General features: G+C 47.4%; 6 protein-coding genes. All 6 read right to left on the reverse strand.

Annotation, left to right across the window (positions count from 1 at the left end; all coding sequences use genetic code 11):
* Nucleotides 1-129: 129 nt before the first annotated feature.
* The 6 genes from FT12353_RS02510 to FT12353_RS02535 all read right to left on the reverse strand — a co-directional run bounded on the left by FT12353_RS02510 (nucleotide 130) and on the right by FT12353_RS02535 (nucleotide 12245).
* On the reverse strand, nucleotides 130-669 hold the full coding sequence (locus FT12353_RS02510; protein WP_203618081.1) for a GNAT family N-acetyltransferase: 540 nt from the start codon (nucleotides 667-669) through the stop codon (nucleotides 130-132).
* A gap of 65 nt (nucleotides 670-734) precedes the next feature.
* Nucleotides 735-1631, reverse strand: coding sequence for an EamA family transporter (locus FT12353_RS02515; protein WP_203618083.1), 897 nt, complete (start codon nucleotides 1629-1631; stop codon nucleotides 735-737).
* 189 nt (nucleotides 1632-1820) lie between these two features.
* Nucleotides 1821-5192, reverse strand: a complete 3372-nt coding sequence (locus FT12353_RS02520; protein ID WP_203618085.1) for a S8 family serine peptidase — start codon at nucleotides 5190-5192, stop codon at nucleotides 1821-1823.
* 2 nt (nucleotides 5193-5194) lie between these two features.
* Entirely contained in the window at nucleotides 5195-6253 is a 1059-nt protein-coding gene (locus FT12353_RS08575; RefSeq protein ID WP_203618087.1) for a S8 family serine peptidase, read from the reverse strand.
* Nucleotides 6254-6592: 339 nt separating this feature from the next.
* Complete coding sequence (locus FT12353_RS02530) at nucleotides 6593-10489, reverse strand: DUF1542 domain-containing protein (RefSeq protein ID WP_203618095.1); 3897 nt, start codon at nucleotides 10487-10489, stop codon at nucleotides 6593-6595.
* 46 nt (nucleotides 10490-10535) lie between these two features.
* Nucleotides 10536-12245, reverse strand: a complete 1710-nt coding sequence (locus FT12353_RS02535; protein WP_203618098.1) for a DUF1542 domain-containing protein — start codon at nucleotides 12243-12245, stop codon at nucleotides 10536-10538.
* Nucleotides 12246-12269 lie beyond the last annotated feature (24 nt).

Here is a 12269-nt window from a genome sequence, read left to right on the forward strand (position 1 = left end):
AGTTTCTCCATTCGAATGCTGTGCACGTTGAATGGGGCTGAAAAGGCTTCAATCCCATTCTGTTATCAGAATGAGAAGCCAACAAGTTGAATTGTCATAGTGCTTTTCTCCTTTTACTTTGAATAATGGCTATTCATTAGCCAAACGGTAATAAACATTCATATCGTGATATGTGCCCGCCCGATATGAGTAATCCGGATGCGTTGTCAGGTAAGTAAAGCCGGCAGAACGAATCACACCGTTTGATCCAGGATTCTCAACATCGGCCAAAACAATAATTTGGTGCAGGCCCACCACCTGAAATGCATAGTCGCAAAGCGCTTTGGCTGCCGCCGTCATAATTCCCTGCTTCGTATAGGCCTTGGTCAACCAATAGCCCAGCTCTGCTCGCCGATCCATTGCTGAATAATGATGCAACTCAATCATCCCAATGATTTGACCAGCTTTTTGAATAGTAAAAATCAGCTCCTTACCCGGTTCGCTGATTTTTAATTGTGACTCAAGATAGGTCAGCGTATCTTGGACAACCTCCGTTTGATCAACAAAAGGTAAAAACTGGCCAATATGCTCGCGGTCTTGGTCCACAACCGTATAAATTTCTTCCGCCATCTCAACTCGAGCGGAAACCAACGTCACCCCAGGGTGATTTTGCAACTGAATCTTTGTCATAGTGGCCACCCCTTTCAGTTAAAGTTAAGATAGAAGGCATTTTTCTTATTGGTATTTTAACACAGTCATGCTGCCTTTGTCGGGATTGACTGGAGGAAAATCGTTGAGAGAACAAACAAACCACCAAGAACTTGAATAGCCGTAAAGCTCGTCCCCAAGAAAGCAACTGCTAAGAATGTCGCCGTTAGGGGCTCAAAAGAACTTAACATCCCGGTTGTGGCTGGCTGAAGGTCCTGAAGGCTATTAATATAAAACAAATAAGCCAACATAGTTCCAAAAATAACGATAAAAGTAATCTGCCCACCACCGACTAGCGAAATCGACTTCAATGAATGGCTGAACAAAATTGGAAAAAACGGAATCGAACCGAGCGTCATCGCCCAGCCAACGACCAGGCGACCATCAAAGTTGGCCAAGAGTTCTTTTGGCAACAGCGTGTAGGATGCCTGACTCAAGCCAGCTGCCAAACCCCAAAATAGGGCTAGCGGTGCCAGTGAGAGTCTCGTCAGGTTACCACTCGTTACTAGTAAGAAGGTTCCAACCAAGGCAACGATGACCGAAATCAAATCCAACCGCCGTGGCAAGGCATGGCTACGAACCGTGAGATACAAAATAATAAAAATTGGCCCCAAAAATTGTAAGACTGTCGCCGTTGGTGCATTGCCATAATGAATGGCCATAAAATAAGACAATTGCGATGGCAACATTCCTAAGAAGGCAAAGAGCAAAAGAAAGGTCGCCGACCGCTGATTTTTCCAAATGGAAAACAGAGATTGCTTACTTGCCAAGCCATACCATGCTAGCAATAAAAGGCCAGCCAACAACAAACGAACACCGACTAACCATAATGGCGAGATTTGACTATTAGCAAAGAGGGCTTGTGCCACCGTGCCGGACGCTCCCCAGAAAACACTACCGGTCACCGCATACAAAATTCCCCGTCCCGTTTTCTTCTCCGCCATGGCAAAACCCTTCTCTTTCTAAATTAGTAAAATTAGTTTGATTATACACGAAAAAAGGCAAATCAAACAGATTTACCTTCTTCCAAGATTAATTAAGCGTTTTTGTTAAGTGTACTTATAAGTGAACATTATTTGTAAATAGCTTTTAAATATGTTTTTATTCACCACCTCCTTTTATTGTTACCATTATTAGCAATGGCTGTGCATGGTATGCTTGCCCCAGTTAAATTGATGAAAATTTTGGTGCCAAGCATGGATTGTTTGCGAGAACAGATGCTTTTTCCAGTTTTCCCAACCCCCGTTTTGGTTAAAATTGCCCCAGCCCATCTTTGGTCCAAAGCTATCCCAACCATGGTCGCTCATACCTCCAGAAGAAAAATAAGGTGAATGGTGGCTCCAATAATGATTTCGTTGGTCTTGGGACCTGTGGCGGTTGAGTGTCGGCCACGAAACTTTATTAACTGGCCTTAATGGTCGCGGACTGGTAACCGCTGTTTGGTCCTTCTGAACTGGTGAAAATTCATTAACAACCACTGTCACCACCTGCGACTGATTCCCATACGCATCGACCGTTTTGAACCGAACCGTTTTATTTTCTCGAATTGACAAATCACCCTGGTATTTTTGCCATTGCTGACCTTGATTCAAAGAATACATAACCGTCAATTCGTTATCGCTCGGGTTGTCCGCCGGCAGATTCGCTTTTGCTGTTAGTAACAGTGGAAAGCGCTGAATAACGCCGCTACCATCTTTTGTAACGGTTGGTACTGGCAAATTTGTTTGATAATAGCGGACATTTAATTTCTTTTTAGTCTGATTACCAACAGCATCACGAATAGCTAAAATCGACCGATTATCGCCTTTAGTTAGGTGAAGAGGCACTGAAAACTTCGTCAACCTACCCGTAGTATTTTGGTTAAAAATCAGACTAAACGGCTTAGTGGCAACCATATCGCCATTAATCGTTAGTTGATAACCATCATAGTTATCGCCTGCTTGCCCGCTAAGTTGGTAGGTCTCCTGATTGGTTTTAACCTGGTAAGTCCCATCATCTAGTCGCGCCAGCGTGCTTTCGTTAAAAAGATTTAACTCCGGTAAACTGGTATCAACGTAGAACTGCAAGCCACCATCAACTAAGGTCCGCCCACCAGCATTAATTTGAATTGGAACTGCCGTCTTCGCATTGGCTTTGGCTTCAACAACAGTTGAAAAAGCCAACGTCTTTGGATCGACCGCCACCGCTAGGCGCTTTTCATGCTTTTCACCAATCAAAAGCTGGCCAACCGGTTTTCGCAAGTGCCCGCTAATCGTGAGCTTTTGTGTCTGCTGGTCATAATACCTTGTTTGCGCCGTCACCATATTGAACTCAAAATTCACGTCATGATCGAATGTGATGATTGGCTTCTTAACACCATCCAGTAATCCCTCTGCGGCAGGTTCCTTCTTGCCCGTCCCAGTCAGTGCTTTACCAACTGGACTAGGACCAACCTCGCCCACTTCCGGCTGACCTGCTGTTATTCCCTTTGCTGGAGAATTCGATTCCGACGAGGAGTTGTTTGCTGAAGCAGTAGTCCCCGAACCAGGCAGCGTAAAGGATTGACCCGTCAGGTTTCCGGCATTATCAAAAGCTAAAATTCGAACCTGGTTACTTTGGTCCGCATGGAACGCCTGGATTTGGTCAGAACTTAAGGATAACGATAGGCGTTGATGAACTTGGTGATTCTCTTGCAGTGGCTGATCAACAATCGTCAAAACACCATTAACGACGAGTCCAACTCGGCCGAAAGCGTCAATCCCGCTCAATTCATCCGTCAAATCAGCTGCCAAAATAATTCCTTTTTCCGCTTTCGCTGACTGATTTTTCATTTGGAACTGGGGATTAGCAATCACTGGGCCGTGGCCATCGACTTTAATCGGCAAGATTAAGCGTTGGCGAACAGCTTGACCACCAATTCCATCATTCAGTCGACCACTAACCGCCTCTGCGGATATCTGGTAATAATATTGACCATCCAAAGCCGACTCGTTGTGCCCTGCTTTGGGATTCCAAATATCACCACGCCAGCCTTTACCACCAGCGTCATAGGACGTAAATTGGTCCTTGCCCCGTTGATAATAGGACTTCAATATGTCTGCATCAATGCTAACCGTTCGTAGTGGCTGTTGGTTGGCCCACCGAGAATCGGTCGGATCGTGCTGATAAATTTCACCGACAACGTGGTGGGCATTGCGCCATAGATTAACCAATGGCTGCGCCTGCTTGTTAACAGCCCCCTGACTCGGTGAAATCGCAATATTTTCTGGAATAATCGTCCCTGCTTTGTTCAGGCCCAACGGCACTTTGTTGGAGTCAACAAGGGTCGACTGGCCAAAGTAGGAATCGGGATCCCAGGCTGGCCGGTCAAAAATTTGCTGATTTTGCCAATCACCATAGTAGCCAAGGTATGGCATGGATAGTTGCTGACCACCCTTTTTTAGCAGACGACCAGCAGAATCGACCGCCTTAAATTGCAGATAGCCTTCAACAAAGCCATTCTTAGCGCGCTCGGGCAAAGTCAAGCCAAAGTTCACCGCCACTCGTTGGTGGGCCGGTACCTTAATTACCGTCTTTTCACCGTTTGGCGCTTGATCGACTGTATCTGACCCTAATATTGACAAATCAGCGCCCGAAATCCGCTTATCTGTCGCTGGCTTTCCCGGTACCGAACCATCCGTCCAAACACGATGATCAGCCTGATAACGGAAATTCTGCTCTTGATCAGTCTGATTTTCTAAGAAAACCTGCAAGGATTGTTTCGATTCGCCAAAGGCACCTAGCGACAAAGATGCAACGCCTCGAGAAGTCGTTAGAGACGTCCGGCTGTCAATCGCATCTTCAACCTGTGCCAACCCCGCTCCCTGAACACGAGGTGAAACAATCGCTAATGTCTTTTCATCCACTAACGGCCGTGCGGTATTCATCAAAGCCGTCTTCATGTGCTGACTGATTTTTTCAGCCGGTACCCGACCACCCAATGACTGGGCAAACAGAGCAGCAGACCCGGCCATCACGGGCGTCGCCATCGAAGTGCCCGACTTATAGTCGTAGCGGTTACCGTTCAAGCTTGATAATAATCGACCACCAGGTGCTGTGATATCAGGCTTTAGCTGTAAATCAGGTGTTGGACCATAGGACGAAAAGGACGAAAGATGACTCAGTTTTGCCGGACCATCGGCCGGGATATCATAGGCCAGGTTGTCTGATGAAGCGACGGTCAAAACAGAAGGCGACACACCTGGCGAGTCAATCGTTCCGGTATCGTTTGTTTTGCGTGTATTGACAACGTTGAGACCAGTATTGGAGCTAGACAGGCCGGAATTTCCCGCTGCAACAACCGGGATGGTCCCCTTTTGCGCCGCCAAATTCACGGCCCGCTGTTCCGGACTATCTGGGTCAACGTCCCCACTGGTAGAACCCAGAGAAAGGTTAATTACATCGGCCTTGAGTAAAACGGCATCCTCGACAGCTGCAATGACATCGTCGCTACTGGCCCCACCGCCATTATTCGAGAAAACTTTCATATTTAACAGCTGCGCATTGGGGCAGTTCCGATGGCATAAGCCTTTTGATTAAAGCCAGCAAAATTTGGCAAGGCCGAATAACCAGCTGCTAGCCCGGCAACGTGCATGCCATGCATCGAATTTTTATTTAAATCAAAAACCGTATTGGACGTCCCATCGGCATAATTGTAAGAATATGGAATCTTAGCCGATGAGTAACGGCCATGACCAAGGTGGCTGATAGCTTCTTTTGCCTCTTTTTGGCTAATTTTCTTCTTGGCATTTTTGCCGAGCCGCATGATTTCATGATGAGTATCAATACCCGTATCAACAATCGCGATGACCGTTTTATCTCCCTTCAGACGGTGCTGATGCCATACGGTTGAAGCCTGCACAATTTGATCAGCAGCCAAATCTTGGGGTTGATAAATATTGGCGGCCGTCACACGTTTCACGCCGGCAACGGCCTGAACAGCCTGCAAATCCTTGACCTTCGCCACAATCGACATCGTATTCGTTAAATAGCCAAATTCGTGTTGAGCCTTTTTCTTAGCAATTTTTTCAACCGCTTGCCGGGCAGGACGCTGTTCAGCGAGTACCTGTCGGCTTGCAGCCCGCACTTCCTCGACTTTTTTCTCTTCCGTTGCTCGTCGAGAGCGTGAGTGTTGGCTAACTGTCGAACTCGTGGCAGTGGTGGTAGCTTGCTTAGCTGCGCCCTCCACCCTCAAGGCTGCTGGTGGTTGATCGAACTCAACCATCAAAGTTACCGGACTTTCGGCCAATGCTTTTTCTGATTTAGGCACTGGTAACCCCTTAGCTTTGAGCTGTTCCTTCACTCGCTCCTTAAAATTCTGATCGGCTTGCTGGCGAATCCGCTCATGGTCCGCTTTCATTTGTTCTTCGGGACTATTGGATTCCAAAGAAATCCCCTTCACACCGGCTGGATCTTTGTTTGCTTTTTTCGCGGCTTGCTTTGTAGGCTGATTTTCCGCTGCCACGACGGGAAGACCACTTTCAAGCATAGCAGGTGCTAACAAGAGTGCTAGTAATGCCAACCCCAATCTTTTCTTCTGATGGTACATAGGACAACCTTCCTCTCTACCCACAATGGGGGGCGTTGATTTCACTTGTCTTTTTTCCTATTTCTGCCGTCATTATAAAAAGAATCAATTTTTGACACAAATTTTTTGGTTAACGAGGACAAAATCAGACCGATTATGCCAAATCGACATCTTGAGTATTCAAGAGGCTGTTCAATAGCCAAAAAATCGCGCTGGCTCTTGCGAAAATCAAAAAAGAGTAATGAACTACCCTCAATAGCTCGTTACTCTTAGGACAAAGGGCAATCAAAAACGGCCATCCCCGAATACTCCGAGAATGGCCGTCTATATTAGAAATCACGATTGCACGTGACTACTGAACTAATGATTATCCGTTTTATTTTTACCTCCGCTTGCCTTTAGTTGACCCAATTTTAATCCAACACCAGTCAAACCAATCGAGAGACTGGCCATCGTTACAGCCAAAAATGTTAACGGCTGGTCTAAGTGTTCGACTTCCCAAGTATCGGGTAGAGCAATTTTTGCAGGGAACAAATTATCCATTAATGTTTCTGGGCTTGCAGAATTCTCAACAGGATTGCTCTGTGTCTCCCTTGGTTGAACGTTCTCTTGTTGGATTTGCTGGCTAATTTGCTCGAGAGAATCCAAGAACTGCTGATAGGCGGTCTGAACATCCTCCACCGTCCGTGCTTGTTGCAAGGCAGTCATGAACTGCTGCTCGGCTGGTTGAATTTTGTTAATCAATTGAGACTGTTCATCTGCTGGCAATTGCTTTTTTGCATTGTTGATTGCCTGATCTGCCTCTTTCTTAGCTTGCTGTTCGACCTGGTCTTGAGCCTTTGCCTGTTGCTGAACATCTTTTACCTTTTGGTTAAAATCAGTCACAGCAGCATCAATGGCCGTTTGATGATTGGCCCGCTCAACTTCATCCACTGCCTTTTGCTTGGCTTGGTCAATAGCTGGCCCAAATTGTGGACCCTGACCAGTTGGCAACGCCTGTTTGGCAGTATCGGCCGCCTGTTCAATTTGCGTTACCGCTTGGTTCTTAGCGGCTTCCTGTTCAACTTTGGCTTTCGCAGCCGTCTGCTCAGCCTCGGCCTTATCCTTCGCCACAGCCTGTTTTTGCAAGTCGTCAATTGTCTGCCTAAGCTTCGCTAAGACTTGCTGAATATCATCCGCATTCTGCGCTTGAGCAAGGTCCTTTTCAGCTGCCCGACGGACTTCATCAATGTCCTTTGCAAACTGTGATGAGTCTTGCCCAGCTGGTAACGCCTGTTTAGCACTATCGGCAGCATGGTTAATTTCTGCGAACGCTTGTTTCTTAGCTGCTTCTTGTTCAACCTGAGCTTGAGCCTTCGCCCCCAGTTGAATATCTTCCAAGTTTTGGTTCAACTTAGTCAAAGCAGCATCAATAGCCGGTTGGTCATTGGACCACTCAACTTGATCCATAGCCTCTTGCTTGGCCTGATCAATAGTTGGTTCAAATTGCGAACCTTGACCAGCTGGCAATGCCTGTTTAGCACTATCGGCAGCATGGCTAATTTCTGCGAACGCTTGCTTTTTAGCTGCGGCCAGTTCGGCCTCAGCCTTTGCTACTGCCTGCTCCTGTAGACTATCAACCGTCTGCTTAAACTTCGCTAAGGCTTGCTGAATGTCATCTGCGTTCTGAGCTTGATCAAGCTCTTTTTCAGCCGTCTGACGTACAGCATCAATAGCCGATTCAAAGGTGCCTTGCTGACCGGCTGGCAACTTTTGCTTAGCAGCTGTCGCATCGTCATCCACTGTTTGCAGGGCCACTTGTTCTTGGTTTTTCAGTGCTTGACCCGGTTGGTGAACCTCGTTAATTCCTGGCAAACCATTCTGAAGCGCTTGATCAGCTGCTCTTGGATCAGCTGCTTTTTCAACAATCGCCTTCAAAGCGTCCGACTTTTGATTGGCAGTAGTAATTTGCTGTTGCTTATCTTGGCTCGAAAGGGTTGGATCCTGATTGATTTCCTCAACAACCTGTTTTGTAGCAGTATCAATTCGCTGGTTAAGCGCGGGCAGTTGTCCATTCAAATCAGGCTTTGCCTGATGGGCAGCCTGAATATTTGCCTGACCAGTTGCCAAAGCATCAGCCACTACTGTCTCAGTCTGAGCCGCGGCAATCGCAGCCAGCGTTTGACTATAAACAGTCTGTGCAGCCTCTAACTGATTTTGCACATCCGAGTCCGACAAAGTTCGGTCAGACTGAATTGACGCCAGCGTTGCGTTCAAGAATTGCTGTAATTGCTGGCGAGCATCCGCTTGACTCGCTTGAAGAGCAATTGTTCGTAAGCTAGCCACAAACTGCTGCAAGCTAGTCACAACCTGATTTCCATCCACAGCCGAAGCAACATCGGCATTGGTCTGTTGTGTCAATTGAGTCAACTGCATCATCAAGCCTGCCTTCTCGTCATCAGTCAAATGCTGATAACCGTCAACGGTCTGAACAGTCGAATGCAAAGTTTGATACAACTTTTTGACCCAATCGGCCTTCATTTGTGCAATTGACGTCTGCTTGGCTGGACCGAAGGTCAAAGCCGTCACATCATCTTCAACCATTGTCTCGGCTGAAACAACGTCCTTGGCTGTGGTCAGTTCACTCAAGAACCAATCGCGCATATCATTAACAGCTGCTATCAGCACCTGTTGTCCTGCGACTGACATTTGCTTTTCTTGGTGAATAGAATCAACCAATGTTGCAGCAGCTGCCATTACCTGTTGGTCAAAATCAGCTAAACGATCAGCCACAGCTCGGCCAGATTGGTGAACATTCTGAACACTGGTAATCGCCTGATCACCAGCGGCCACCACTTGTGTACTATCTTGCTGATCCTGAATGGCCTGCAATCCAGCCGTGACAGCTATCTGAACAGCTGCTTTTTGTTGGGCCTTCTCCTGACCGCTCAATGAAGCGTCACGATCGATGGCCTGGTTGGCTGCCTCTGGAGCTGCGAACAACTTGGTAGTTTGACTATCCTTTGCCAAATTGGTTTGAACAGTCGTCAAATCAGTCGCCAAGGCAGCGCTTCCAGCATTAACTTCGTCAGCACTCGTTGCCTGGCTGGCGGTATCATTGGCTTTTGCGACCGCGTGCTGAACTGCTGTGGTCAACACTTGGTGCTGATCTTGTGTAATCAAACCACTTTGAAGCGCCTGATCGATTTGTTCTTGCATCTGCTGGCTAGCAGCTTGAATTTGTTTTTCAAACTTAGCTACTTGACCATCTGGCCCCACAATTGCTTGGCCGGTCTGGTGAATCGTCGGTAGTTTTTGAAGACCCCTGTCAAGGTCTTGGTAGGCTGCGCGTGGATCAACTGCATTTTCCAGTTCATTCTTCAAGTCTTTCGCCTGTTGCTGAACGGCCTTAATCTGCTGTTGTTTCTCGTCAACTGATAATGTCGGATCTTGATTGATTGCTGATACAACCTGCTGAGCAACCTCATCAACTTGCTGGTTCAGCTTTGGTAACTGCTGACCCAAATCGCCCTGCTCTTGGTGAGCGTTTTCAACAGCGGTGCGGCCATCCGCCAAAGCCTGCGCCATTGCAGCGGAGTCCTGTGCCGCCTTAACCGCCTGGATGGCTTGGTCAAGAGCAGTATTGGCTGCTTGTTGCTGATTTTGTACTTGTTGATCTGACAATGTGCGGTCAGCACTAATTGCTTGTTGAGTAACCGTTCCCGTCTGTTCCAGTTGACGAACAGCATCCTGCTGGCTAGCATCGAAGGTCAAGGTTGGCAAAGCATCCAAGAATTTTTGCAAGGCTACAGTCACAACCGTGGCCGATGCGCCTCCTTGGACCTGGTTACTGGTTTCATCGGTCAGCTCACCCAACCGGTTCATCAAATCAGCCACATCATCGTCAGTCAAATTCTCATAACCATGAATAGTCTGGTCCGTAGCCTGCAATCCTTGGTACAACCGGGATACCCAGTCAGCCTTGGCCTCAGCAACTGGTGTCTGCGCTGGTTGACCCAAAGTCAAAGCCGTCACATCGTCTTGAACCATCGTTTCGGCCGCTACAACTGTTTGAGCAGACTTCAGTTCATTGACAAACCAGTCCTGCATGCCGGTGATTGCCCGGACAATAATCTGTTGACCAACAACCGAAAGGTTTGGCTGCTGCTTTGTTTTAGCCGCCAAAGCCGTTGCAGCGGCAACAATCTGCTGGTTAAAGTCGGACAACCGGTCAGCCACGGATTGACCACCATGATGAACGCCATTAATAATTTGCACAGCCGTTTCGCTAGTGCCAGTCACCTGGGCAGCGTTTTGGCTGTCATTAATTGACTGCGACTTCTCGCAAACTCGTTTGTTGGGCAGTCTTCTCTTGCTGACTCAAAGTGCCATCAGCAACAATAGCTGCATCCGCCTGAGACTGAGCAACTTTCAACTGGCGGAAGGCAATGTCCTTAGCCAAAGCTGTTTGACTTTGAACCAAGGCAGCTCGCCAAGCCGCACTTGCCGTCTGAATTTGATCGGCATTTTCAGCCTGGTTGGTTGCGGCCTGTGCCTGAGTTGTGGCCGCTTGAAGAGCAGCTGTCAAGACATCCCTTTGCTCGGTTGTGATGAAACCATTTGTCGCCGCCTGATCAATTTGATCTTGTTCTTGCTGACTGGCAGTCGAAACCTGATTTTTCAACTGAGCCGCTTGTCCTGTTGCACCACTAATGACCAAACCTGGTTGGTGGACCCCATTTAGGCTGACCAAACCTGGTTGCAGGTCTTCATCAGCCTCGCGCAAATCAGCTGCATTGGCCATTGTCTTTTTCAGATCTGACGCCTTCTGGTTAAGCGTCTCAATCTGCTGTTGATTTTCAGTGGCAGTCAACGTTTGATCTTGATTAATCGTAGTCGTTGCTGTCTTGACGTTATCATCGACCTGCTGGTTCAGCTTTGGTAATTGTTCACTCAAAGCAGCTTGTTCTTGATGACTAGCTTCAACGTCCTCCTGGCCCGCTGTCAAGGCATTCGCTACTGCCTGCAAATCACCTGCTTGTTGCACTTGTGCACTTGCTTGGTCATAAGCGGTTTGAGCCGTCTGAATCTGATTTTGCACCTCTTGATGAGATAATGACCGGTCAGACGTAATATCCGCCTTGGTTGTTTCGAAGACCGACTGCAACCGATTAGCAGCATCCGTTTTGCTTGCTTGCAAGTTCAACTTAGTCAAATTCAGCATCAATTCTTGCAACAATTGTACCGTTTGATCTAGCGTCTGGGCTTGGCTAATTTGACTGTTGGTCGTCGTCACCAGTGACTGCATTGTTTGCAGTAAGGCTGATTTTTCAGCAACAGACAAAGCTAAATAGCCATTAATCAACTGGTCCGTTGTTTTCAACTCGTTATAAACGCAAGCAAACCATTCGGCCTTACCCTGACCAAGTGAACTAGTCGCGTTCTGGCCAAAAGCCATCGCATTCAAATCATCTTGGACCATTGCTTCGGCCTCAACAACACTCTTAGCACCCTGCAGTTCAAGCAAGTACCAATCTCGGTTATTTTGAACCGCTTCCACAAGCACTGCTTGACCGGTCGGAGAAAGACTTTTATCCTGGTTGATTTGAGCAACAACCTGTGCTGCTGCAGCTTGAATTTTAGCAGTGTAATTCGGTAGCCGTTCTTCAACCGACTGACCACCATGGTGGACCTGGTTAATGGCTGCAACTGTATCGCCGGCAACTTGGGCGACTTCGTCAACTGCCTTTGTAGCCACCAAACTTTGCTGACCGGTATTCCAACGAACATTGACAATTTCGGCCTGCTCGGCTTTTTCCTGATTGCTTAACGTTGGGTCATCATTAATCGCTTGGTCAGCATCGTTATAGGCAACTAACAGTTGATAGTTAGCGATATTAATTGCCAAGTTATATTGGACACTGGCCAAATCAGTCGTCAACTTTTGATTAGCCGTCAAAATCTGATTGGCGGTCGTTGCCGCTGTTCCAGCCGTTTGAGCAGCATTCACAACTCGTTGTAACTGTTGAGTCAAACTGGTCTGTTGATCAGCTGTAAT

Source organism: Fructobacillus tropaeoli (genome assembly GCF_016860625.1).
GTDB classification, from domain to species: domain Bacteria; phylum Bacillota; class Bacilli; order Lactobacillales; family Lactobacillaceae; genus Fructobacillus; species Fructobacillus tropaeoli.